27 protein-coding genes and 3 pseudogenes are annotated in these 22,790 nt (G+C 70.1%); 17 read left to right on the forward strand and 13 right to left on the reverse strand.

The genetic code is table 11. The features are described 5' to 3' along the window. Window positions 1-10 precede the first annotated feature (10 nt). Genes KCH87_RS37045 through KCH87_RS37055 form a run of 3 tightly spaced genes read left to right on the forward strand, consistent with a single transcriptional unit; the run spans window position 11 to window position 1,348 of the window. Window positions 11-559, forward strand: a complete 549-nt coding sequence (locus KCH87_RS37045) for an RNA 2'-phosphotransferase (RefSeq protein ID WP_210592251.1) — start codon at window positions 11-13, stop codon at window positions 557-559. A gap of 46 nt (window positions 560-605) precedes the next feature. Next, entirely contained in the window at window positions 606-1,052 is a 447-nt protein-coding gene (locus KCH87_RS37050; protein ID WP_210592252.1) for a hypothetical protein, read from the forward strand. A gap of 41 nt (window positions 1,053-1,093) precedes the next feature. Then, window positions 1,094-1,348: an LLM class flavin-dependent oxidoreductase gene (locus tag KCH87_RS37055; protein WP_282613044.1), complete on the forward strand. Its 255-nt coding sequence runs from the start codon at window positions 1,094-1,096 to the stop codon at window positions 1,346-1,348. A 25-nt stretch (window positions 1,349-1,373) separates the two neighbouring features. Here the strand turns inward: KCH87_RS37055 and KCH87_RS37060 are convergent, their stop codons facing one another. Then, window positions 1,374-2,276 (reverse strand): LLM class flavin-dependent oxidoreductase, encoded by a 903-nt coding sequence (locus KCH87_RS37060; RefSeq protein WP_210592253.1) that lies wholly within the window; start codon window positions 2,274-2,276, stop codon window positions 1,374-1,376. A gap of 392 nt (window positions 2,277-2,668) precedes the next feature. Between KCH87_RS37060 and KCH87_RS37065 the strand changes: the two are divergent. Beyond that, window positions 2,669-3,066, forward strand: a pseudogene (locus tag KCH87_RS37065) (hypothetical protein). Between the two features lie 11 nt (window positions 3,067-3,077). Here the strand turns inward: KCH87_RS37065 and KCH87_RS37070 are convergent. Beyond that, entirely contained in the window at window positions 3,078-3,227 is a 150-nt protein-coding gene (locus KCH87_RS37070) for a hypothetical protein (protein ID WP_247197361.1), read from the reverse strand. Window position 3,228: 1 nt separating this feature from the next. Between KCH87_RS37070 and KCH87_RS49660 the strand changes: the two are divergent. Next, a pseudogene (locus tag KCH87_RS49660) lies at window positions 3,229-3,303 on the forward strand (alkylphosphonate utilization protein); the annotation flags it as partial. A 220-nt stretch (window positions 3,304-3,523) separates the two neighbouring features. On the opposite strand, the gene KCH87_RS37075 reads toward KCH87_RS49660, so the two are convergent. Together KCH87_RS37075 and KCH87_RS37080 are read right to left on the reverse strand one after the other, a co-directional pair. Next, entirely contained in the window at window positions 3,524-3,829 is a 306-nt protein-coding gene (locus KCH87_RS37075) for a helix-turn-helix transcriptional regulator (RefSeq protein ID WP_210592254.1), read from the reverse strand. Window positions 3,830-3,880: 51 nt separating this feature from the next. Next, the gene (locus tag KCH87_RS37080) at window positions 3,881-4,183 is read right to left on the reverse strand and encodes a hypothetical protein (protein WP_210592255.1); all 303 of its coding nucleotides are present in this window, start codon (window positions 4,181-4,183) and stop codon (window positions 3,881-3,883) included. Window positions 4,184-4,378: 195 nt separating this feature from the next. On the opposite strand from KCH87_RS37080, the gene KCH87_RS37085 reads away from it, so the two are divergent. Together KCH87_RS37085 and KCH87_RS37090 are read left to right on the forward strand one after the other, a co-directional pair. Further along, entirely contained in the window at window positions 4,379-5,185 is an 807-nt protein-coding gene (locus KCH87_RS37085) for a class I SAM-dependent methyltransferase (protein ID WP_210592256.1), read from the forward strand. Next, window positions 5,182-5,589, forward strand: coding sequence for a hypothetical protein (locus KCH87_RS37090; RefSeq protein WP_210592257.1), 408 nt, complete (start codon window positions 5,182-5,184; stop codon window positions 5,587-5,589). The genes KCH87_RS37085 and KCH87_RS37090 overlap by 4 nt, the downstream gene beginning before the upstream one ends. A gap of 54 nt (window positions 5,590-5,643) precedes the next feature. On the opposite strand, the gene KCH87_RS37095 is transcribed toward KCH87_RS37090, so the two are convergent. The 9 genes from KCH87_RS37095 to KCH87_RS37135 all read right to left on the reverse strand — a co-directional run bounded on the left by KCH87_RS37095 (window position 5,644) and on the right by KCH87_RS37135 (window position 15,562). Beyond that, the gene (locus tag KCH87_RS37095; protein WP_247197362.1) at window positions 5,644-6,525 is read right to left on the reverse strand and encodes an anchored repeat-type ABC transporter permease subunit; all 882 of its coding nucleotides are present in this window, start codon (window positions 6,523-6,525) and stop codon (window positions 5,644-5,646) included. Further along, window positions 6,522-7,295 carry an anchored repeat-type ABC transporter ATP-binding subunit gene (locus KCH87_RS37100; RefSeq protein ID WP_374199084.1) on the reverse strand — a complete coding sequence of 258 codons (774 nt, stop codon included), beginning with the start codon at window positions 7,293-7,295 and terminating at the stop codon, window positions 6,522-6,524. The genes KCH87_RS37095 and KCH87_RS37100 overlap by 4 nt, the downstream gene beginning before the upstream one ends. Continuing rightward, window positions 7,288-8,805 carry a TIGR03773 family transporter-associated surface protein gene (locus tag KCH87_RS37105; RefSeq protein WP_210592258.1) on the reverse strand — a complete coding sequence of 506 codons (1,518 nt, stop codon included), beginning with the start codon at window positions 8,803-8,805 and terminating at the stop codon, window positions 7,288-7,290. Before KCH87_RS37105 ends, KCH87_RS37100 begins: the two co-directional genes overlap by 8 nt. After that, window positions 8,805-10,337 (reverse strand): anchored repeat ABC transporter, substrate-binding protein, encoded by a 1,533-nt coding sequence (locus tag KCH87_RS37110; protein WP_210592259.1) that lies wholly within the window; start codon window positions 10,335-10,337, stop codon window positions 8,805-8,807. Before KCH87_RS37110 ends, KCH87_RS37105 begins: the two co-directional genes overlap by 1 nt. A gap of 97 nt (window positions 10,338-10,434) precedes the next feature. Beyond that, on the reverse strand, window positions 10,435-12,099 hold the full coding sequence (locus KCH87_RS37115) for a choice-of-anchor M domain-containing protein (RefSeq protein WP_210592260.1): 1,665 nt from the start codon (window positions 12,097-12,099) through the stop codon (window positions 10,435-10,437). Then, window positions 12,099-12,740: a choice-of-anchor M domain-containing protein gene (locus KCH87_RS37120; protein WP_210592261.1), complete on the reverse strand. Its 642-nt coding sequence runs from the start codon at window positions 12,738-12,740 to the stop codon at window positions 12,099-12,101. The genes KCH87_RS37115 and KCH87_RS37120 overlap by 1 nt, the downstream gene beginning before the upstream one ends. Window positions 12,741-12,864: 124 nt before the next feature. Beyond that, window positions 12,865-13,746 carry a metal ABC transporter permease gene (locus tag KCH87_RS37125; protein WP_210592262.1) on the reverse strand — a complete coding sequence of 294 codons (882 nt, stop codon included), beginning with the start codon at window positions 13,744-13,746 and terminating at the stop codon, window positions 12,865-12,867. Then, entirely contained in the window at window positions 13,743-14,609 is an 867-nt protein-coding gene (locus KCH87_RS37130; RefSeq protein ID WP_308299001.1) for a metal ABC transporter ATP-binding protein, read from the reverse strand. Before KCH87_RS37130 ends, KCH87_RS37125 begins: the two co-directional genes overlap by 4 nt. Before the next feature lie 11 nt (window positions 14,610-14,620). Continuing rightward, window positions 14,621-15,562, reverse strand: coding sequence for a metal ABC transporter solute-binding protein, Zn/Mn family (locus KCH87_RS37135; protein WP_210592263.1), 942 nt, complete (start codon window positions 15,560-15,562; stop codon window positions 14,621-14,623). A 256-nt stretch (window positions 15,563-15,818) separates the two neighbouring features. On the opposite strand from KCH87_RS37135, the gene KCH87_RS37140 reads away from it, so the two are divergent. The 10 genes and pseudogenes from KCH87_RS37140 (at window position 15,819) to KCH87_RS37180 (ending at window position 22,705) form a co-directional block, all read left to right on the forward strand. Next, window positions 15,819-16,130 (forward strand): DUF1490 family protein, encoded by a 312-nt coding sequence (locus KCH87_RS37140; protein ID WP_210592264.1) that lies wholly within the window; start codon window positions 15,819-15,821, stop codon window positions 16,128-16,130. Window positions 16,131-16,142: 12 nt separating this feature from the next. Further along, a complete protein-coding gene (locus KCH87_RS37145; protein WP_210592265.1) occupies window positions 16,143-18,368 on the forward strand; it encodes a cation-translocating P-type ATPase in 2,226 nt (741 codons plus the stop codon). A gap of 120 nt (window positions 18,369-18,488) precedes the next feature. Continuing rightward, the gene (locus KCH87_RS37150; RefSeq protein WP_308299002.1) at window positions 18,489-18,977 is read left to right on the forward strand and encodes a Fur family transcriptional regulator; all 489 of its coding nucleotides are present in this window, start codon (window positions 18,489-18,491) and stop codon (window positions 18,975-18,977) included. Next, window positions 18,974-19,198 carry a hypothetical protein gene (locus KCH87_RS37155; protein WP_247197363.1) on the forward strand — a complete coding sequence of 75 codons (225 nt, stop codon included), beginning with the start codon at window positions 18,974-18,976 and terminating at the stop codon, window positions 19,196-19,198. Before KCH87_RS37150 ends, KCH87_RS37155 begins: the two co-directional genes overlap by 4 nt. Before the next feature lie 19 nt (window positions 19,199-19,217). Continuing rightward, window positions 19,218-19,514 (forward strand): annotated as a pseudogene (locus KCH87_RS50245) (GTP-binding protein); the annotation flags it as partial. A 112-nt stretch (window positions 19,515-19,626) separates the two neighbouring features. Further along, window positions 19,627-20,229 (forward strand): GTP-binding protein, encoded by a 603-nt coding sequence (locus KCH87_RS50250; protein WP_308299003.1) that lies wholly within the window; start codon window positions 19,627-19,629, stop codon window positions 20,227-20,229. Between the two features lie 2 nt (window positions 20,230-20,231). Next, window positions 20,232-21,257, forward strand: coding sequence for a hypothetical protein (locus tag KCH87_RS37165; protein ID WP_308299007.1), 1,026 nt, complete (start codon window positions 20,232-20,234; stop codon window positions 21,255-21,257). A gap of 53 nt (window positions 21,258-21,310) precedes the next feature. Beyond that, on the forward strand, window positions 21,311-21,703 hold the full coding sequence (locus KCH87_RS37170) for a (2Fe-2S) ferredoxin domain-containing protein (RefSeq protein WP_210592333.1): 393 nt from the start codon (window positions 21,311-21,313) through the stop codon (window positions 21,701-21,703). Between the two features lie 43 nt (window positions 21,704-21,746). After that, a complete protein-coding gene (locus KCH87_RS37175) occupies window positions 21,747-22,073 on the forward strand; it encodes a metalloregulator ArsR/SmtB family transcription factor (RefSeq protein ID WP_210592334.1) in 327 nt (108 codons plus the stop codon). Window positions 22,074-22,129: 56 nt separating this feature from the next. Then, window positions 22,130-22,705, forward strand: coding sequence for a GNAT family N-acetyltransferase (locus tag KCH87_RS37180; RefSeq protein ID WP_308299004.1), 576 nt, complete (start codon window positions 22,130-22,132; stop codon window positions 22,703-22,705). Window positions 22,706-22,790 lie beyond the last annotated feature (85 nt).

The following is a 22,790-nucleotide window of genomic DNA, read 5'->3' on the forward strand; positions in this document are numbered from 1 at the left end:
CCCTGAGGGCATGGATGAAAGACGCACCGTGAAGGTGTCGAAGTACCTCTCGAAGCATCTGCGCCATCAGCCCGAGAGGATCGGGCTCACGCTCGACGAAGGCGGCTGGGTCGAGATCGGCACGCTGATGGCCGCGGCGGCCGCACACGGATTCCGGGTCACTCGGGACGAGCTGGAGCATGTGGTCGCCGCCAACGACAAGAAGCGCTTCGCGATCGACGGCTCGCGGATCCGCGCCAGCCAGGGCCACAGCGTCGAGGTCGACCTCGGACTGCCCCCGGCGACCCCGCCGCCGCACCTCTATCACGGGACCGTGGCCAGGAACCTGGACGCGATCCGCACCGAGGGGCTCCGTCCCATGAACCGGCATGACGTGCACCTCTCGCCCGACCGCGAGACAGCGACCCGCGTCGGCGCCCGCCGCGGCCGCCCCATCGTCCTGTCCGTGGACGCCGGCGCCATGCACCGCGACGGCCACGCCTTCCACGTCAGCGCCAACGGCGTGTGGCTCACGAAGGCCGTGCCGCCGGAGTACCTGAGGTTTCCCGAGGAGCACTGAGGCTGGCTGAGTTTCCTTACCGCCACGCACGCTGGATGATCTGTGCATGGACCACCTCCCCAGCACCGAGGCCGCCGTCACCGTGCTCCGAGAGATCGCCGCCGAGTACGCGCGCGAGATCGAGGTGATCCATGACATCGGCGCCGACCAGACCTCACGCCGCACGGCGGCAGGCATCGGCGTCACCACGGACCCGGACGGCTCCCTGCCCCACGAGGCCTACGTCGAGTTCGGCGGCTCTCCACGGGTGAGCGTCCGCCTCTACCCCGAGGACGACGCGCTGATCACGGTCGAGGGCGTCGAGTGCCCCGACATCCCGCGCGACGACGTCCCGGCCTTTCTCCGCTCCGTCTTCGGCGGGCTCGCGTATGTCACCGCGCGCCGTTTCCCGCCCGGTTACCGCCTGGTCGTGCCGCTGCCCGGAGACCGTGCGCACAAGGAGTGGACGGCGATGATCTCCCTCACTCCGTGGCTGAGCAGCCGCGTACGGTGACTGTTTCACGTGAAACCCGAACGGCCGCATACGCTCGACCCATGAGTCTGCGTCTGAGCACCGTGATCCTCCCCTACCGCCGCTGGCACGAAGGCGGCCGTTCGGCATGGCAGCGTGCTGAGCAGCTCGGCTTCCACACCGCCTACACCTACGACCACCTGTCCTGGCGCAGCTTCCGGGACGGCCCCTGGTTCGATGCCGTGCCGACTCTGACCGCCGCCGCGGCCGTCACCGACCAGTTGCGGCTGGGCACCCTGGTCACCTCAGTCAAGCCTTTTTCGCCTATCGCAGCCTGACCAGGAGAAATACACTGCTCCAACGTCAGCGCAGCTGCGCCGGGGCCTCCATGGCGATCTGCTCGAAGACCTTCTCGTCGGCAGCGAAGTCCGAGTCGGGGATGGGCCAGTGGATCACGATCTCGGTGAAACCCAGCTCCCGGTAGCGCCCCGCGAAGTCCACGAACGCGTCGAGCGACTCCAGCGGCTGGCCTCGGTCCGGGGTGAATCCGGTGAGCAGGATCTTGTCGAGTTCGTTCCTGTCCCGCCCGATTTCGGCGCAGGCGTCGGCCAGCTTCTCGACCTGTCCGCGAATGGCCTGAACCGACTGTTCGGGAGTGCCGTTCTCGTACAGCCGCGGGTCGCCGGTGGTCACCCACGCCTGTCCGTGCCGGGCGGCGAGCCGCAGCCCGCGCGGGCCGGTCGCGGCCACCGCGAAGGGCAGCCGGGGCCGCTGCACACACCCGGGGATGTTGCGGGCCTCGTGCGCCGAGTAGAAGTCGCCCTCGTACGACACCGAGTCCTCGGTCAGCAGCCGGTCCAGCAGCGGCACGAACTCGGCGAGCCGGTCGGCCCTCTCCCGCAGGGTCCACGGCTCCTGGCCGAGCGCGGTGGCATCGAAGCCGGTGCCGCCCGCCCCGATGCCGAGCATGATCCGGCCGCCGGAGACGTCGTCGAGGGAGATCAGCTCCTTGGCCAGGGTCACCGGGTGACGGAAATTTGGCGACGTGACGAGGGTGCCCAAGCGCATCCTGTCGGTGACACCCGCGGCGGCGGTCAGCGTCGGTACCGCGCCGAACCACGGGCCGTCCCGGAAGGTGCGCCAGGACAGGTGGTCGTAGGTGTAGGCGGTGTGGAAGCCGAGCTGCTCAGCGCGCTGCCACGCCTCACGGCCGCCCTCCTGCCAGCGGCGGTACGGGAGGATCACGGTGCTCAGGCGCAGACTCATGCTTCAGAGCCTAAGACGGCACTCAAGCCGTGAGGAAACCAGCCAGCTCCGCGTTGCTCGCCTCGTCGCGTAAGGCGTGAGGACACGCGAGCGGCCGGGAAACCGGCGCTCCCGCCGGGGATCGCCAGGCAGCCCTGCCTGCCTCCTGCTCGCTGCGGATCCGGTCCGGACAGGCTGCCGCCGTTCTCCGCTCGCCACGCGGATACCCGGTCGGCAGGTCCTCACGCAACCCGATCGTCCACGTCGAGGTGACGGAGCTTGATGGGCGAACGGAGCACGAAACGGCGTCACAGAAATCGTCGAAATGTCGCTCGAACGTGCGAGTTCGAGAGCGTCGGGCCCGTGGCATCCGCGCCGTCCCCGCTGTCAGTGGCAGCTGTGATGCTGGCGACATGATCCCTTGGAGCCTGCTTGATCTCGACAAGGCCCTGCGGGCCAGCTGGGGCGCCGACACCTGTTCGCCCGACGACCAGGCCGACTGGCGACCGGGCAACCCGGCGTGGGGGCACTGTGACATCACGACCTTGATCGTCAATGACGTCTTCGGTGGAGATCTCGTGGTCGGCGAGTTGTACCTCGACGGGACCCGGAGCGGGTTCCACTGGTGGAACCCGCTGCCCAGTGGCGTGGAACGGATTTGACGCGTGAGCAGTTCCAGCGCGGACAGACCGTCACGGCTTCCCACGTCGTCGAGCGCCCGCCGGGCCCTCTGCCCCGCCGCTGGGAGGAGTGTCTCCTGCTGCGTGAGCGCGTCATCAAGCACCTCGGTCCGCTTCCGAAGCCCGTCTGAGGGGGCAGGGATCAGCCCACGTGGATCAACGGGACGATGCCCTGGCCATTGGTGGCCTGGGTCAGCCGTAGGCCGGCGCCCTCGGCGAGGACGACATGGTGGTGCGGGAGCCTGCCGACGGCGGCAAGTCGGCCGAGAGGCAGGGCTGGATAACCCGACAAGGTGATCGAGAATCCTCCTCCCTGTCCGAAGTGCTCCTGTGAGTACACCTACGAGATGAACGCCCTTGCGGTGTGCCGGCAGCGGCGGCCCAACCGGCACGGCACCCGTGTCACGTGAGAGCCCGCCCACAAACGGGGAGCGCCGGACACACCGCTGACACGCCCTGTCCGGTGGCCGGTTCCCCTATCTGCCACCCGATCTCCGACTCAAGCTTCTCCACGACGAGATGTGTCGACGGCCGCCCGGCAGGAAGCCGGGCGGCCGTCGACACATCTCGTTTCGCGGGGTAGGGCGCCTATTCCTGTGCGTGCCGGATGGCGTCCAGCACGATGTGAGCCACATGGTCGTCGGTCAGGCTGTACTGCGTCTCGCGGGCCTGGCGGCGGGCCGTGACGATCCGGGAGGTGCGCAGCACCCTCAGGTGCTGGGAGACCAGCGGTTGGCTCACGCCCAGTGCGGTCACCAGTTCGTGGACATACTTCCCGCCCTCGGCCAGTTCGCGCACTATGCCCACGCGCACGGGCGATGCCAGCGCGCGCAGCAGGTCACTGGCTGCCTGTAGAGCCTGCAGCGGCTCACTGGCAGGGGAAGGAGAAGTCATTGTCACATGCACAAATTAGCATGTGACAATGATTCCCAAGGCCGCGGATTCTCAGTGGTCGTCCCAATGTCCGTCATGGACGGCGTGACGGTGGCCGTCATGCACGTAGTCGGTGTGATCGTCGTGCGGCACCGCGACATGTCCGCACCCCTCGCCATGCTGATGGTCGTGGCCTTCGTGGGCGGCATGGCCAGCTGCGGCGCACTCGTCGACGTGGTCGCCGTGGGCCCGGTGAATGTGGCCGTCATGGGCGTAGTCGGTGTGGTCGCCGTGCGGGATGGCCACGTGCCCGCAGCCCTCACCGTGGGCGTGTACGTGGTCCTCGTGCGTGCGGTGGTCGGTGGCAGTACTCATGTGGGCTCCTTGCGCATTCCTCTGGTCGACCGCGGACTCGCGGCGGACGACCCATCGCGACATTAACATATAGCAATTCCTGCATGCATTGCGGAGCCATCCCCTCGAATGCTGCGACCGAGGGTGCTCAACGGGCATCCACGAGAGTAGGTTGTCGACAACGACAATCGTTTTACAAAGTGGGAGGGGATTCCCGTGACCGAGCAACAGGCCGCCATCGGTGAGGTGTTCAGCGCGGGCGCCGAGGAGTTCCACCGCTGGTCGCCCCTGCTCTGGGACCGGATCGGGCAGGCCACTGTGGAGGTGTCGGCTCCCGCGCCCCGCGAGCGGGTGCTCGATGCCTGCTGCGGCGCGGGAGCGTCGGCGCTGTCCGCGGCCCGCGCGGTCGGCGCCGGCGGGCTGGTCGACGCCCTGGACCTGGCCGGGGCCCTGGTGGCGCTCGGCGAGCGGCGAGCGCGGCAGGAGGGGCTTACGAACCTGCGGTTCCGCCAGCACGACGTGACCGCGTGGGCGGCTCCGGACGGTGGCTACGACCTGGTCCAGTGCGCTCTCGGCGTGTTCTTCTTCCCCGACATGGACCGCGACACCGCCAAACTCGCCGCCGTGCTGCGGCCGGGTGGGCGGCTTGCGGTGACCGTGTGGGAGAAGGGGGCGCTCGGCGGCTGGGGGCAAGCCCTCAAGGGGGCGGTCGAGACGGAACGTGAGTGGCCGGGTTCGACGCAGTCCGCACAGCTGGCCCGTATCGACACCACCGACGCGCTCGCCGCCTGGCTGGAGAGCCTCGGGCTGAGCCACCCCCGTATCGTCCGCCGGGATCTCGCCGTACCTCTGACACCGGCGAGCGCCTGGGACCTGGCGGTGGGCAGCGGCACCCGCGCGCTACTCAACGGACTCGCGCCCGACGCGGCGGAACGCGTCCGCAAGCATTTCACCGCCGCGTTGGAGACGGCCGCGGTCACGGACCTCGATGTCCGGATCCTCACGGCGACGGCCGTCGCATGAGCCGTCAGCGGAGCACATCCCTGCCCGCCACCGACGGGTTCACGGCCGCGGTGTGCCGCGCCGATGACGGCTGCGGCGCGGCGGACGAGCAGGTCCTCGAAGCGCTGCGGGCCGCGACCCGGCAGGTGCCGTGCGGGTTGCTGGTCGCCACCGGCTGCCTGGGCCGGCATCTGTACTGCCCGCACCAACAGGGCAACCAAGTGGCGCGTGCGGGTCACCGCGTGGTGGTCCAGCCGTGCACCCAGGACCGTACGCCGCTCGGCCCCGCCTTCGCTTTCGGCCCGCTCACCGACCCGGCACAGGCCGAAGACCTCGCGACCTGGCTGGCGGAGGGCCTGCACCGCGGACGCCGTCCTCCGCGCCGGCTGCTTGCCGTACGTCCGTCGCACGGCACGGAGCAGTAGCGGGGCGCGCGAGGGGCCGGCCCGTCGGATCGTGGGGGAGGGCCCTTCAGGCTGTCACCGTCCCGTGGGCACGACTACGGCGTGATCCGGGCGCCGGACGAGCTTCGCCAACAGCCCGTGACGAGGCGCCAGGCACCAGGTGAGGACGAACACGCCGGTGAGGACCACGACCACGGAGCCGCCGGCGGCAAGGTCGTACGCGTACGAGACGTACAGGCCGGCGATGCTTCCCGCACAGCCGATGACCGAGGCCAGCAGGGTCATCGCCCACAGCCGGTCGGTGAGCATGCGGGCGGCAGCGGCGGGGGTGATGAGCAGGGCGAGGACGAGGATGTTGCCGACCGCTTCCAGGGACATCACGATCGTCGTGGTGACGACGACGTAGAGCGCCAGGTCGAGGCGGAACACCGGCAGGCCCGCCGCGCGTGCCGTCTCGCGGTCCAGGCTGACCGCGACCAGCTCCTTGCCGATCGCGAGGACGACGAGGATCAGAACGGCCCCGATCGCGGTCACGGTCCATACGTCCGACGCGCTGACCGCGAGGACCTGTCCGAAGAGGAAGGAGGACAGGTCGGTCGTCCAGCTGTCGCGCGTGGACACCAGGACGATGCCCAGTCCGAAGGCGAAGGCGAAGAAGACGCCGATGACGGTGTCCTCCTTCAACCGCCTGTTCTGGGAGACGAAGGCGATGAGCACGGCAGTGGTGATGCCGGCCGCCGCGCCTCCCAGGAGGAGGTTGCCCTCGAAGGCGTAAGCGAGCGCAACGCCCGGGAACGCGGAGTGGGCGACCGCGTCGCCGATGAACGCCATGCCGCGCAGTACGACGTACACGCCGACGACACCGCACACCAGGCCGATGATCGCGGCGACGGCGAACGCCCGCTGCATGAAGGGCAGTTGCCAGGGATCGGTGAGGAAAGCGACGAGTTCGTTCATGATGCGGTCACCGTGCCGATCGCCCGGTCGAGGCCGAAAGCGCGCAGCATCTGGTCGGGGTCGGCGAGGAGTTCGGGGCCGCCGTCGGCCACGACCGTGCGGTTGATCAGCGCCACCCGGTGGCAGGTGCGGGCGGCGGCCGCCAGGTCATGGGTGGTCATCAGCAGTGCTCTGCCTTCCGTGGCCAGCCGGCCGAACAGTTCGTTCAGCAGGTCCTGGGTGGGGACGTCGACCCCGGTGAACGGCTCGTCGAGGAGCAGGATGCGTGGCCCGGCGGCCAGGGCGCGGGCCACCAGGACCCGCTGGCGCTGGCCGCCGGAGAGCTCGCCGACCGGGCGCCGGCGCAGCTCGGTGAGTCCGGTCAGCTCCAGCGCCTCGGCCACGGCCGCCCGGTCCGCGGCGCCCGGGCGGCGCAGCCAGCCCGTCTGGCGGGTGCGGCCGGTGAGGACCGCGCCCGCGACGTCGATGGGGAAGTCCCAGGCGAACTCGTGACGTTGGGGCACGTACCCGATGCGCTGCCCGGCCCGGCGGCCGGTCCGGCCCTCCACTGTCACCTCTCCCTCGGCCAGCGGCACCAGCCCGAGCACGGCCCGCAGCAGTGTCGTCTTGCCGGCGCCGTTCGGGCCGATGAGACCGACCAGCTCGCTCGCGTCGACGGACAGGTCGGCCCGCTCCAGGGCGACCCTCCCGCCGAGTACGACGGTCGCGCCCGCGACCCGTAGCAGGGGGCCCGGGCTGTCGGGCAGGCCGTCGGCCGGTCTGTCAGCCACGTGCGGTCCTCCTCCTGCGTCGGGCGGCCAGCACCGACGCGGCACCCAGGGCGGTGAGAGCGGCGGCCGCCGTTCCCAGCAGCAGCGCCTGGTCCGCGCCGGTGGAGGCCATCGAGCCGTCGTCGGAGCCGTCCGCCGAGGAACCGCCCGTGGAGCCGTCGTCGGAGGCCGCCGAGCCCGTCGAGTCCGAGGAGCCGGAGGTCCCCGAACCTCCCGAGCTGTCCTTCCCCGAGCCGTCGCCCGGTTTGACCGCCGAGGGGTCGCTGTCGCCGACCACGAAGGTCACCGTCTCCGTGTCGGAGACCTTCGTGCCGTTCGCCAGCGTGCCACTCATCTTGAAGGTCAGCCGGTACGTCCCCTCCTTGGTGAACGCCCAGCCGCCGTGCGCGTGCGTGTTCTGCGCGACGTCGAAGGCGTCCGGCATCCCGTCCTTGCTGTTGAACAGGACGTTCGCGCCCGACATCGCGTCGTAGGTGTAGAGCGCGTAGGCACCCGGTCCCTCGACCGCGGTGAGCGAGAACTCCACGCCCCCCTTGGTCGCGCCGGCCTCGATGTTGTCAGTCGACCAGCCGGGCCACAGCAGTCCCTCCTGCTGCACCTGGTCGAGCAGCCACACCGGGTCGCCGCCCTTGCCGAGGAACGTGAACTCCTCGTTGTCCGGCAGGGTGTTCTTGGCGGCGGGCTTGACGTGCAGGACCACCGAAGAGGGCTCGCGCCAGGTGGTCTTCCCCGAGACCGTGCCGTCCTTGACGTGGATCTGCAGTTTGCTGTCGACGACCCGGGCGGCGAAGTCGATGTGGCCCTCGTCAAGGACTTTCGTATCGGACACGACGTCGGCGGAAGCCGGGGTGGCGGCCAGGGTGGTGCGCCGCTCGGTCTCGGCTGCCTGTGTCACGGCCTTCGCGGCAGCCGTAGAAGTCCGCTCCTCCTCGACTGGAGGCTCGTCGGCGCCCGGCTCCTCCGCGGCCGTGTCCCCGTCCTCCCCATCCGCCGCGTCTCCGACCACCACCGTGTACACGGTCCCGACGGACAGCGTCCGCCCGTCGGTGGCCGTGGCCTCGGCGGTGAAGATGACCTGGTACGTGCCGTCCTCGCTGAACTCCCAGCGGGTGGCGCCCTGTTGGCCCACCGGCAGCTCGCGCTCGTCGGGCAGGTCGTCAGCGCTGTCGAACAGCGGTACGCCCTCGTCGCCCGAGTACACCTTCAGGTCACCCGGCCCGTCGAGCCCGGTCAGCGACCACCGCACGGTGTCCCCGGCCACCGCGCCCTCGGGCACACCGGTGGTGTCCCATCCGGGCGCCGACGCGTCGGCCACCCGCGCGCCGCCGACCTCGATCACGTGAGCACGGTCCGCCGGATCCAGGGTCAGCGCCCCGCCCCCGTAGGCGATCCGGCCGAGTCCGGTCCCGGCTGCCGTGCCGTCGTCGGCGACGGCGACCCCGCCCCCTGCCAGGGTGGCCGCGAGGACCACCGCCACGGCGACCCTCTGCACGCTCCGCTTGCTCCTCATCAGGCGTCCTCCCCCAGGCACTTGGCGAGCTCGGTCGCGTTGTGCCGCATCATCGATACGTAGTCGTGGACCTTGTCGTCGAACGAGTCGCCGTAGATCGTGCAGATGCCGACGCCCTCGTCCTCCGCGACCCGGCGCAGCACGTCGGCGCGCGCCGCGAGGTTCGGTTCCAGGAACACGGACGGGACCTGCTTCTCCCGGATGGTGGTGCCGAGTTCCTCCACCTCGGCCGCGCTCGGCTCCTGGTTGGGCAGGGGCACGACGAAGCCCGCGATCTCCATGCCGTACGCCTTCGCGAGGTACCCGAAGGCGTCGTGCGTGGTGATCAGCTTGCGGTTCTTCTCCGGCACGGTGGCGAGCTTGTCGGCGACTTCCTCGTCGAGGGCGCCGAGGGTCTTCAGAAACGCGGCGGCGTTCTTCTCGTACGTCGCCTTCCCCTCCGGGTCGACCTTGATCAGCTCGGCCTCGATCCGCCGGACGTACGCCCCGGCGTTGGCGACGTCCTCCCAGGCGTGCGGGTCCAGGTCGCCGTGCACATGCTTGCCGATCACGGCCTGCGGGAGCACCCACAGCTCGTCGCCAGCCTCGCCGAGGAAGGAGTACGTCTCCTCCTTCGGCACGGTCTCCTTGGCCCGGTCGGGCACGTTGAGCACCACGTCCTCGGCCGCGAGCCGCGCCGGCTCGCCACTGGCCTCGTCGTCGGCACGGACGTACACCTTCCCGGTCTCGGCGTTGAGCGCGACGTCGGCGTGCCCGCCGTCGAGCACCTTCGCACCCGCGGGCACCTCGGCGTCGTCTCCGACGGTGAAGGTGAAGGTGCCGCTGCCGAACCGGGCGGTCTTCCCGTCGAGCGTCTCGGTCCGCCCCTCCACGGTCAGCCGGTACGTACCGGGCGTGCTGAACGCCCAGTTGACGTGCGTGTGCGCCTCGGGCGGCAGGGCGAAGGAGTCCGCGTCGTCGAGGCCGTCGGCGGAATCGACGTACACCTTGGGCTTGCCGAGCGTGTCGGTGAGGTACACGCGCAGCTCGCCCGGTCCCTCCAACTTCGTGGCGGTCGTACGGACTTGGGAACCGTCTCCCTCGACCTCGCCCTCGACGGCCCAGCCGAGCCACAGCACGTCGAGGCCGAGGTCCTCCTCCAGCTTCATGACCGTGCCGCCGTACTGCTCCAGCTTCTCGGTGATCTCGATCTTCGGGGCGGACTTCTGGGCGTTGGTGTGGACCATCTTCATGATCCCGGGCTCTTCGAGCAGCAGACCGTTGCTGAACACGATGTCGGCCCGGGTGACCTTGGTCGCGTCGCCGGGGCTCGGCTCGTAGGAGTGCGGGTCGCCGTGGTGCGGCACGATCGAGGTGACGTCGACGCGGTCTCCGCCGACCTGCGTCACGAGGTCGGCGATGATCGCGGTGGTCGTCGACACGGTCAACTCCGCGTCGGACGAACCGGTTTGAAGTCCGCTGCACCCGGAGAGCAGGGCGCTCGCCGCGACCAGTGCGGCTGCGGCGGTGGTGCGTCTGGGGTGGCCCCGCATGGGGCTCCTCCTTCTATCGAACACATCTCGAACACGTCAGTGCCGGGTACGACGGACCGGGTGGCTGCCGGGCGCCGGTCCGTCGTACGCGGAGCTTTCACTGGGCGGTACGGCGCCGTCGTACGAGGAACACCGCGCCGCCACCGACCAGCAGGGCAAGCACGGCGATGCCTCCGATCACGGCGACCTGCGCACCGGTGGAAGCGAGCCCGCCGGTCGTTGAGGTGCCGCTGCCGCCGGTCGACGCACTACCGCCGCTCCCGGAGGAGGCGGAGCCCGGGTCCGCCGCCGAGGGCGAGGCGCTCACCGAGCCGGACGCGGACGCTGACGGGGAGGCGGTCGCGGTCGGTGACCCGGAGGCCGATACCGACGGACTTGCCGTCGGTATCGCCGTCGGCTCGTCCCCCTCGCCCGGCGTCACGGTCGACGGGTCAACGTCGTCCCCGACGACCCAGGCGATGGTCTCCGTGTCGCTGACCTTCGTGCCGTCGGCGAGTGTGGCGCTGACGGCGAACGTCGTGCGGTAGACGCCCTCCTGCGCGAAGGTCCACACGGTGTGGCGGTGGGTCGGCACGGACAGGTCGAAGGCGTCCGGCAGGCCGTCCCCGCTGTGGGCGTGCATGGTCACCGAGCCGACCGAGCCTTCCGTGAAGATGCTCAGCGCACCCGGGCCCTGGACGGCGTCGAGCCGGAAGGCGACACGGCCGTCGATCTCGGAGCTCTTGAACTGGTCGGTGCTCCAGCCGGGCCAGACGAGACCGTCGAGCTGCTGGATGGGCAGCCACCAGACCGGGTTGCCGACCGGGCCCAGGAACTCGTACCCCTCCGTGATCTTCCGGCGGGCGCCCGGCTTCACATGCAGAACGACCTCGTCGGGCTCGTACCACTCGTAGTCGTGCGCCGTGCCCTCCTTGATCTGGAACTGCAGCGAGCCGTCCATCGGGCGGGCGGCCAGATCGAGATGGCCGTTGTCGATGACGTGGGCGGCCGGTGCGGTGGGCGTCGAGGGCGAGGGGCTCGTGGAGGTAGGGGGCGTCGAGGGCGTCGGAGTGGAGCCGTCGCCGGGCAGCACGTCATCCGGGTCGACGTCGTCGCCGACGACCACGGCCAGCGTCTCCGTGTCGGCGGAACCGCCGCTGGTGACCGTGAGGGTCAGACGGTAGACGCCTTCCTCGGTGAAGCCCCAGGTGGGCACGGCCCGTTCCTCGTCCTTGGCCAGGGTGAACGCGCTGTAGGCGCTGTCACCGCTGTTGAGGTGCTGCACCGCGCTCTCGTCGGTGTTGTCCATCTCGCGTGTGTAGGTGTACAGCGCGAAGCGCCCCGGTCCCTCGAAACCGGCGAGGCGGACCTCGGTGTCGCCTCCCGCCTCGGTGCCGTTCCAGCCCGGTTCGGGTGCGAAGATCTGGCCCGCGTTCTCCCAGCCGTTGAAGAAGTAGGCGGAGAGCAGTGTGTCGCCCAGGATCGGGTAGGCCGGGCCGATGAGGTCTTCCTTGGTCGCCGGTCCGGCGTGCAGCACGACCTCGGACGGCTCCCGTACGACCGCGGAGTCACCGCTGCGGTCGTCGATCTGCAACTCCAGCTTCCCGTCGACCGGTCGGGGCGTGAGGTCGAGTTCGCCCTCGTCGAGCACGACGGCGTCGCCGGCGGCGCGGGCTGCCCCGCTGCCGCCGGCGACCAGCCCTGCCGCGCTCAGGAGCACCCCGGTCGCCACGATGAGCGCCGCACCGGTGAAGGCACGTCTGTCGCGCGTCAGGGCCCGCATCACGAGCTGACGACGACGGTGTAGGTCGCGGTGGCCGACTCGGTCACGCCGCTCACCGTGCCCTGGACCCTGAAGGTGAGCTGGTAGGTGCCGGCCTCCTCGAAGGCCCAGTTGGCGTGGTTGTGGGAATCGACTGCGAAGTTCCTGGACTTGAAGGAGGTGGTGGCGGTGTTGCTGTCGTACCAGCGGGTGCTGCCCGCATAGACGCTGAAGTCCTCGGTCGTGGCGCCGTTGCGGGTGGCGCTGACGAGGCGGTAGCTGATGGTGTCGTTGGTGAAGACACCCGTGGTCAGGTGCTCGGCGGAGATGCCCGCGAACAGCACTCCGGCCGCGTCGGCGGCGGCTTCGGTGTCCGGCAGCAGCCAGATCTGGCTGCCCGATCCCAGCCAGCCGTGGCCCGGGTTGGCGACCTTCGCCGCCGCCGGCACCGCCAGCGTGACGTCCGCCGGCTCGTACTCGGTGTCGGTCTCCTCGTCGTGGACATGCAGGTGCAGGTCGGAACCGTCCCACTCGGCGTCGAGGACGTCGACGTGGCCACTGCTCAGCGTGGTGGCGGCGAAGGCGGATGTGTTGAGGCCGGCCGTGGCGATCGCGGCGGCGGCGATACCGGTGACGGTCAACAGGCGTCTGCGGGTACGCAAAAGAAACCCCCCATGGGTCATGTTCATGCCCGCACGGGCACAACCAAGACGATAATCGTTTTCATAAAGGGTTGGCAATGGGATTGCCGCGTACTCGTGTGACAGTTGGTCAGGTGACAGTTGGTCAGGCGGACTCGGGCTCGGTTCTCCGCGTTCCCCACTGCCGAGTCCGGTACGTGCCCACCAGTCGGCAGACGAGGTAGATCGTGAACGAGATGGTGGTGACGTAAGGGCTGATGGGGATGCTGCTGCCCAGGGCGAGCAGGATCCCGCCCTCGATGGAGGCCACCGCGAAGACCGTGCTCAGCACGGGCAGCAGTACGGGGGACGCGGTGATCCGGGCCGCGGCTGCCGCCGGGGTGACGAGGAGGGTGAGGACCAGCAGCGCCCCGACGATCTGCACCGACAGCGCGACCGCGAGCCCCAGCACGATCATGAAAGCGAAGGACAGTGCGCGGACTGGCACCCCCCGGGCCTCGGCCACCTCGGGGTCGGCGCTGGCGAACGCGAGCGGCCGCCACATGACCGCCAGCGCCACGAGCACCACAGCCGACGTGCCGAGCAGCCAGGACATCTGCGGTGTGTCGACGGCGACGATCTGTCCGGTGAGGATGCCGAACTTGTTCGCCGCCCGGCCCTTGTACAGCGCGAGGAAGAGCACGCCGAGGCCGAGGCCGAACGGCATGAGGGTGCCGATCACCGAGTTGCGGTCCCGGGCGCGGGAGCCGAGCACGCCGATGGTTCCGGCCGCGATGAGCGAGCCGACGATCGAGCCGCCCACTATGTTCACGCCCATCAGCAGCGCGGTCGAGGCACCGGCGAACGACAACTCGCTGATGCCGTGCACCGCGAACGGCAGGTCCCGCATGATCACGAAGACTCCGACCAGGCCGCCGACCAGGCCGAGCGCTGCGCCGGCGATCAGGGAGTTGCGGACCAGGGCGAGCAGTTCGCCGTAGTTGTCGAAGCTGAAGATCTGCTGCCAGACCCCCTCGGCAATCGTCATGGCCGTACTCCGTGTGAGGGTTCAGCGTGATGCGGCGGCTCTGCCACCTCGTCGGGCACGCCCACGACCGTGATCCGGCCGCGGACGCGGATGACGTCGACCTGTGTGCCGTACAGCTGCGACAGCGCCTCCGAGGTCAGCACCTCGTCGGGTGTGCCGACCCGGAAGCCTCCACGGGCGAGGTACAGCACGCGGTCCACCAGTCCCAGAACCGGGTTGATCTCGTGGGTCACGAACACCACGGCTGTGGCGTGGGAGCGGCGCCGGGCGTCCACCAGGTCCGTCACGGCGCGTTGGTGGTGCAGGTCGAGGGAGAGCAGCGGCTCGTCGCACAGCAGGATCCGCGGGTCGGTGGCCAGGGCCTGGCCGATGCGTACGCGCTGCCGCTCGCCGCCGGAGAGCAGGCCGACGGGGACGTCCGCGTACGCGTCGGCCCCGACCGAGTGGAGGACCTCGTCCACGCGACGGCGTACGGCGCCCGTGCGCAGCCGGGGTCCGAAGCCGTGCCCGTCGATGCCGAAGCGGACCAGGTCACGGGCGCGCAGCATCGCATGGTCGGACAGAGTCGCCTGCTGCGGGACATAGCCGATGTGCCTGCTGCCCTTGCGGGGCGGACTGCCCAGGACCGTCAACGTCCCGGCGGACAGCTGCCGTTGCCCCAGCAGGGCGCGTACGAAGCTGGTCTTGCCCGATCCGTTGGGCCCGAGCACGGCCAGGAACTCCCCGGGCCGTACGTCGAGATCCAGGCCCTGCCACAGCACGCGCTCGCCGTAGGAGAGGGCAGCTCCGCGCAGGCTGATCACCGCGGCGTCCGCGCCGCGGTCCTCCGCCCTGCTCTCGCGGGCACGGGGCAGGGAGGCCACGGTGTTCCGCCTCACTTGCCCAGCGCGCTCGCGAGCGCGTCGACGTTGGCGGTCATCCAGCCGAGATAGTCCCTGCCCTCAGGGAGGGTCTCGGTGACGGGGACGACGCCAATCCCGGCGGTCTTGGCCGCCTGCTCGACCTTCTCGGTCTGCGGGCCGGAGGTCTGCTCGTTGTAGACCAGCGCCTTGACCTTCTTGTCGGTGAACAGCGCCAGCGTGTCCTGCAACGTCCTCGGGGAGACGTCGTCGCCTTCCTCGATGGCCTCGCTGAACTCCTCGGGCGTCTTGTTCACCAGGCCGCTCGCCTCGGTCAGGTAGAGCGGCACGGGCTCGGTGATGGCGATCGCCTCGCCGCCGCGATCGGTCTTGATCTGCGCTTCCTTCGCCTCCAGCGGCTCCAGCTTCGCCTTGAAGGCTGCCGCGTTCTTTGTGAAGGTGGCGGCGTCGTCTGGGTCGGCCTTGCCCAGCGCTGTGGCGATACTGTCGGCGAGCTTGCCGACGGTGGGGAAGTCGTACCAGACGTGCTCGTTGAGCTCCCCGCCCTCCGGAGCGGTCTTCCCGGAGACCTTGACGGCGTTGATCACTTCGGCGGACGAGTTGTCGCTGCTCTTCAGCATCCGGTCGATGAAGTCGTCGTAGCCGCCGCCGTTTTCGATGACGACCTTCGCCTTGGACAGCGCCAACTGGTTCTGCGTGTTGGCCTCGTAGGAGTGCGGGTCCTGGGCGGGGTCGCTGATGATCGACGTGATGTCGACCTTCCCGCCGCCTATCTGCTTGACGATGTCGCCGTAGACATTCGTCGAGGCCACCACGGCGACGGCGGACGCGGAAGCGGGGCTCTGCCCGGCATCGGTGTCGCTGGCGGAATCGGACGAGCTGCCGCAACCGGCCAGGAGGACCAGGGAAGCACCGGTGATGAGCGGCGCCAGGCGCCGGATTGAGGACGCACGCATGAAGGATTCCTCCGCAACCAGGTGAGATATCCACCGGGCTCAACCTGTCCCGGCGTCAGCGCCACGCTAGATGGAAACGGATATCAAGACCATCTTTCAGCCATTCCATATGACAATCATTGCCGGGAATTAACCCTCTGTCGCCTCAGCCTGGCGCGATACGGCTGGTGCGCGATATCCGCTGCGGGACGAGAATGGACTTACCGCGCCGAAGACGGATGAATCCCCTCCGCAGGCTCCGCGGAAGGAGGCCATGATGCATCCCGCCGCTTTCGCGGGTGCGGTCGTGGGCCGCATCACGCACTACGCCCTGTCTGGAACCGCCGGCGTACTCGTTCTCCGGGGAGCCGCCAAAGCCGCACCCAAGGCGAAACCCGTGGCCCGCCGACTCCTGGTCAACGGCATCGCCGGCGGCATCACGACGGGTCGCCGACTTGGGGAAGCCGCCGAGGAGGCCCGCCTGAAGGCAGGAGACCTGCTGGCGGAGGCCAGGGAGCAGTTGGGCGAGGAGGCGGCGCCGCCCTCGGCGGTCGGTGTCGAGGGGCACGCCCACGACCACGAGCACTGAGAGGCGGTCGCCATGTCCGGCACGTCCGCCCCTGGAAATGTCCCCGTGCCCGGCTCCGGGGTGGTGGTGCGGTCCGCCGCCGCAGGCCGTGTACGGCTGATGGTTCCCTGGCTGAGGGCGAGGCCCGGCTGCGCCGGGATCGTCGATGAGCGGTTCACCGATCTGCCGGGTTTCCGGGCGCTGCGCATCTTCCCGCGTACCGGTGCCGTGATCGTCTGGGTACAGCCCGACCTGGTCGACGCAAACCGGCTGGTCGCCGCCCTCACCGAAGCACCGCCGCCGGGGTTGCCCGCCAGAGCCAGCAGCTCCGTGCCCGACTCCTCCACGGGGGAAATCGCGCGGCTGGTGGTCGGCGGTGCGGTGCTCGCCCTGGTCGGACTGCGTCGACTGCTCGGCCGACCCCCATGGGCCCCGGCGGGCTCGGCCGGTCTCCTCGGCGCGGTCACCGTCTTCACCGGGCTGCCGTTCTTCCGCGGTGCCGCACGCACCCTCGGCGGCCGACGCCACGCGGGCACCGATCTGCTGGTGACGACGGCGACCGTGATCTCGCTGGTCCTGCGCGAGAACGTGGTCGCGCTGATGGTGCTGTGGCTGCTCAACATCGGCGAGTTCCTGCAGGCCATCACCCTGCGGCGGACCCGGCGCGCCATCGAGGAGCTGCTCTCCATCGGAGAGGAGCGGGTCTGGCTGGTCCGCGACGGCGTGGAGGTGGAGGTCGACCTCACGGAGGTCAGGGCGGGGGACGTGGTCGCGGTCTACGAACACCACCGCATCCCGGTCGACGGCACTGCCGAGTCCGGCGAGGCACTGGTCGACCAGGCAGCGATCACCGGCGAGGCGCTCCCGGTCTACGTGCAGCCCGGCACCGAGGTGTATGCGGGCACCCTCGTCTCCACCGGCTCCATCACCGTACGGGCCACCTCGGTCGGACAGGACACCGTCGTCGGGCGGATCATCACCCGGGTCGAGGAGGCGCAGGCCGACCGGGCCCCGATCCAGACCGTCGCCGCCGCCTTCACCCGCCGCTTCGTGCCCGTGTCGTTCGCGCTCGCGGGGATCACGTACGTGCTGACCCGGGAAGCCCGACGGGCGATGACCATGCTGCTCATCGCCTGCCCCTGCGCTGCGGGCCTGGCCACCCCCACCGCGATCAGCGCGGCCATCGGCAACGGCGCCCGCCGGGGCACCCTCATCAAGGGCGGCACCCACCTGGAAGGGATCGGCCGCGTCACCGCCGTGGTCTTCGACAAGACCGGCACCCTCACGCTCGGCCGCCCCTTGGTCACCAGCGTGGTGACGCTCGACGAGGCGGTCACCGCCGACGAGGTGCTGAGCCTGGCGGCCTCCGGCGAGTTGCACGCACGGCACCCCCTCGCCGAAGCCATCGTCCGGCGCACCGAGGAACAGCACCTGCACATCCCGATCCACCAAGCCTGCGAGGTCGTCCTCGGCATGGGCGTGCGCGCCGAACTCGACGGCAGCCGCCTGCTGGTGGGCAGCCCCGCTCTGCTGCGCCGCCACGGCCTGGACCTGTCCGAGGTCGCCCAGGACTGGACGAGCCGACTGCGCGCCGCCGGCGAGACCGTCATCTGCCTCGCCCACGACGAGAAGCTGATCGGCATGCTCGGCCTGTCCGACGCCGTACGCGGCGGAGCCGACACCGTCGTCCGCCAGCTGACCGACCTCGGGGTGACCCGCATCGTGCTGCTGACCGGCGACGCACCGGAGACCGCCCAGGCCGTCGCCGACACCCTCGGCATCGCGGAAGTCCACGCCCACGCCCTGCCCGAGGCCAAACTCCAGCTGATCCGCGACCTCCAGGCAGAAGGCCACAGCGTGGCCATGGTCGGCGACGGCACCAACGACGCCCCCGCACTGGCGCTCGCGGACGTCGGCATCGTCATGGGCGCCCACTCCTCCCACGTCGCGCTGGAGACCGCCGACATCGCCCTCGCCGGAAACGACCTCCGCCAGGTCGCCGCCGTCGTGGAACTCAGCCGGCACACACTGCGCGTCGTACGGCAGAACTACACGCTGTCCATCGGCGTGAACCTCGCCGGCCTCGTCGCGAGCGCCGGCGGCTCCGTCAACCCCGTCCTGGCCGCCCTGCTGCACAACACCAGCAGCATCGCCGTGGTCGCCAACTCCGCCCGGCTCGTCGGGCACACTCCGCATCTGCCGAGCGACGCCGCCGCACGCCTGCGCGCTGCACCGCTGGAGGAACGGCGCGTGCACTGACCGCCCACCGCCATAAGCGCCACCCCCGAGGTTCGCGCATGCCTCCACACATGAGCTATCGTTCATGTGGATATGGCTTTCATTTTCATTTAGCCGACGGCTCTGGCGGTGAGACTTGGCGTGAGCGACCGGACAACAGCCCAACAGCGCCCCACTCGGCAGCGGTTGGCCCTGATGGAATCTCTGGCGAACTGCCACGACTTCGTCTCCGCGCAGGATCTGCACGCCCGTATGACCGATGACGGCGCACATATCGGACTGACAACCGTGTATCGCGCGCTGCGCGACCTGGAGGCCGCGGGCGCCGTCGACGTCGCCCAAGCCGGCGCCGGTGAACGGCTTTACCGGTGGCGCCCCACCGAAGGACACCGCCACTACCTGATCTGCCGCGCCTGCGGCATCAGCAGACCGGTGGACTCCGAGGTCGTCGAGGAGTGGGCCGCACGGATCGCCTCCGCCTGCGGATTCGCTGCGGTGGAGCACACCGTCGAGCTCACCGGTGTCTGCGCCGGCTGCCAACCCACCACGGACGAAGGAGAACTGCCGACATGGCCAAGGGATTTCGGCCAGGAAACCCCGCGACACCGAACCCACAACTGCGCGAGTTGAAGGAGACCGTACGCACCCTGCTGGGCCTCGACGACGACACCGCCGTCATGATCCGCCAGCTCGCCTGCACCGAACCGGGCTGCCCGCCCCTGGAGACGGTTGTCGCCGTCCTTCCGATGAACGGGCCGGCCCGCCGCTGGACCCTGCACCGACCCACCGAGCAGATCACCGAGGACGATCTCCGGACCGCCCTGCTCAGCCCCGCGCCCGAAGGAGCCTGACCCGATGACCCAAGCGACCATGACAGACGAGCCGCGCGACGAGCGCGTACCCGTCACCGTACTGACCGGCTTCCTCGGCTCGGGCAAGACGACTCTCCTCAACCGCATCCTCACCGAGCAGCACGGTCTGCGGATCGCCGTGATCGAGAACGAGTTCGGCGAGGTCGGCATCGACGACGCCCTCGTCCTGGACGCCGAGGAAGAGATCTTCGAGATGAACAACGGGTGCATCTGCTGCACCGTGCGCGGGGATCTCATCCGCATCCTGGGGGCACTGATGCGGCGGCGCGAGAAGTTCGACCACATCCTGATCGAGACGACCGGCCTCGCCGACCCCGCGCCGGTGGCGCAGACCTTCTTCATGGACGACGAGATCGCCGGACAGCCTGCGTCTGGACGCCATCGTCACCCTCGTCGACTCCGCGCACGTGCTCCAGCACCTGGACGAGGTCAAGCCGGAGGGCGTGGAGAACGAGGCCGTCGAGCAGATCGCCTTCGCCGACCGTATCGTCCTCAACAAGACCGACCTGGCCGACGAGGCGACGATCGCCGAGATCACCTCCCGCATCCGCGCCATCAACAGCGGCGTACGGATCATCCCCGCCCAGCACGCGAAACTCGACCTCCAACAGGTCCTGGATGTAGGCGCGTTCGACCTGGAGCGCGTGCTCGCCGACGACCCGACCTTCCTCACCGAGACCGAGCACCAGCACGACCTCACGGTCACCTCGGTCGGTATCGACCTGCCGGGCGAACTCGACGAGGGCCGGCTCAACGCCTGGCTCGGCCAGTTGCTCCGTACGAAGGGCGTGGACATCTTCCGCTCCAAGGGCATCCTCGCGATCGCGGGCGCGCCCAAGCAGTACGTCTTCCAGGGCGTGCACATGCTGCTGGACGGGGAGTTCGGACGGGACTGGCGGGCCGGCGAGGAGCGGCGCAATCGGCTCGTCTTCATCGGCCGCAACCTCGACCGGGACGCGCTGGAGCGTGGTTTCGCCGGGTGCCTGGCCACGGCGGGAGTGACCGCGTGAGCGTGAGCGTGCAGTCTCCGCTGGCCTGGGATATCGCCGTCGACGATGCGCCCGTCGCGCTGAGCGCCCGCGGCGACCTGGTGGCTGTCGCCGGGGCTGAGGGGACGGTGCGTGTCCTGGATGCCGCGATGGGCGCAGAGATGGGAGCCCTTGAGCTGCCCGGCGGTGCGCTGAGCGTCGAACTCGCCCCGGACGCACAGCACTTGGTGGCCACCGGGCCGCTAGGGTACGCGCTGTGGCGGCGCACGGACGGGCGTACGACGGTACGCGAGTCCGGCGTGTGGTCGGCCGCCGCGGCATGGGCGGACAACGACCGCGTCGCGGTCGCATCCGGCCGCCGGGCCCTCGTGCTCGAAGCGGACGGTGGAGAGTTGTGGTGTACGGACCCGGCCGCGTCGACCGTCACCGACCTCGCCTGGATGCGACAGGGGCGGCGATTGGCCGTGGCCGCGTACGGGGCGGTTCACGGGTACGAACGGCACACGACCAAGCCCGTAGTGATGTATCCGTACGTCGGCTCGCACCTCGCGCTCGCCGTCGCGCCGACGGGGAAGTGGATCTGTAGCGGCAACCAGGACGCCTCCATCCACATCTGGCGCGCACGCGACGGCAGCGAACTGACCATGTCCGGTTACCCGGAGAAGGTCTCCCGCCTCGCCTTCGACGAGACCGGCTTCTGGCTGGCCGCAGACGGCGCACCGGACGTGACCGTATGGGACTTCTCCGGCAAGGGCCCCGCCGGTACGGCCCCGCGCTCGCTGCGCTGCCATGAGACCGTCACCGCGCTCGCCTGGCGGCCGGGCGCCGCCGGTCAGCTGGCCAGCGGCGGCGCGGACGGCACGGTGGCCCTGTGGCACGCCACGGCCGGACGCCCCCAAGCCCTGCTCAATCCGGCCCGCACCCTCGACGGCGACGGTGACGGCACGGCGGTGGCGGCGCTGGCCTGGGCGGGCCCACACCTGCTCATCTCCGCGCAGCGCGACGGCCGGATCCGGGCGCACGCTCTGCCATCACGGACGGCGCTGTGAGCGGGCGCAGGGACGCGATCGGTGCCGCTCGTGGCAGGACTCGTACGGTGGTGATCGGCGCCGCGGGCTCGCGGCCCTGCACCCTGGTCGTGTGCCGGGGCTGCTGCTGCGGCAATCCGCGCAAGTATCCCGACGCCGATCACGCCTGGCAGTTGGAGCGGCTGCAAGCCGGTGCCGATGCCTCCGGCGGCCGGTTCACCGTGCGTACGACAGACTGTCTCGGCCCCTGCGACCAGGCGAACGTCATCGTCGTCCAGCCCTCGGCCGCCGGGCGCCGGGCCGGGGGTCAGGTGACCTGGATCGGCTTCGCCATGGACGACACCTGCACCGAGGAGCTGCTGGACTGGGCGGCCGCCGGAGGCCCGGGCGTCGCCGAACCGCCTGCCGCGCTGGAACTGCAGTTCGTCCGGCCGCCGCGCGAGGCACGGGCCCGTGCACGCAGGTGAGACGCCCCTCTCCACGCAGGGGGCCGATGGCGGCGGCCGTGACATCATCGCGGCCGCCCGCCTCGACGACGTCACGGCCGCCTCGGTCGCCGCCACGCTCCAGGCGCTGGCAACCCCGTCCCGGCTGCTCATCCTCACGGCACTCCGGCAGTCCCCGTACCCGGTCGGTGAACTCGCCGCCGCCGTCGGCATGGAACAGTCCGCCGTCTCCCACCAACTGCGGCTGCTGCGCGCCCTGGGCCTGGTCACCGGCCGACGCGACGGGCGCCGCGTCGTCTATCGCCTCTACGACGACCATGTCGCCCAGCTTCTCGACCAGGCCGTCCATCACATCGAGCACCTGCGGCTCGGCGTCCGCGACCCCGGTTGATCCTGCGCTGTGCGCGACACCGGCGAGCGGCGACGGGGTTCTGGAAGGCTGATCACATGACGGCCCCCCTCCACACCCCGGAGCACTCCCCCGAGTTCCTCCAGATCACCCGGCCCGAGGGGATCACGCAGGACCTGAGACGGCAGTTGATCGACTGCTGGACCGCCGTCGTCAACGCGGGGGGCGCGGTGATCGCGCCCGCGATTCCACTGCCTCCAGTCACCGTTCGGGACATCGGTCCGGCGGCGGACCGGCTCATCGCCGACCTCGATCCGGAGCGCGGCCGACTGCTCGTCGCCATCATGGACGGAACTCTCGCGGGGTGGCTGATCGTTCGCCGTGATCCGCACCCGCTGGTCGCACACTTCGGAGTGGTCAATCACCTCCAGACCCGTCCGCGTTTCCGCCGACAGGGAATCGGCGCCGCCCTGATGAGGCACGTCAGAGGCATGGCCCGCGACGACATGGGGCTGGAACAGCTGCAGCTCAGCGCGCGGGCGGGACTCGGCCTTGAGGACTTCTACCGCAGCCTGGGGTGGACGGAGGTGGGCCGATGGCCGGGTGCGCTGCGCGTGGCCCCGGCGACGACCGTGACGACATCCCTATGTGTCTCAGCCTCTGAATCGACCTGATCCGGACATTGCCCGGCCAGCAGTTGTACTGACCATGGAAACGGGGCACAAACGGTCTGTTGAAGGGCAGATGCTTACGAAGGGT

The sequence above is a fragment of the Streptomyces sp. GESEQ-35 genome (genome assembly GCF_017948485.1).
Classification (GTDB): domain Bacteria; phylum Actinomycetota; class Actinomycetes; order Streptomycetales; family Streptomycetaceae; genus Streptomyces.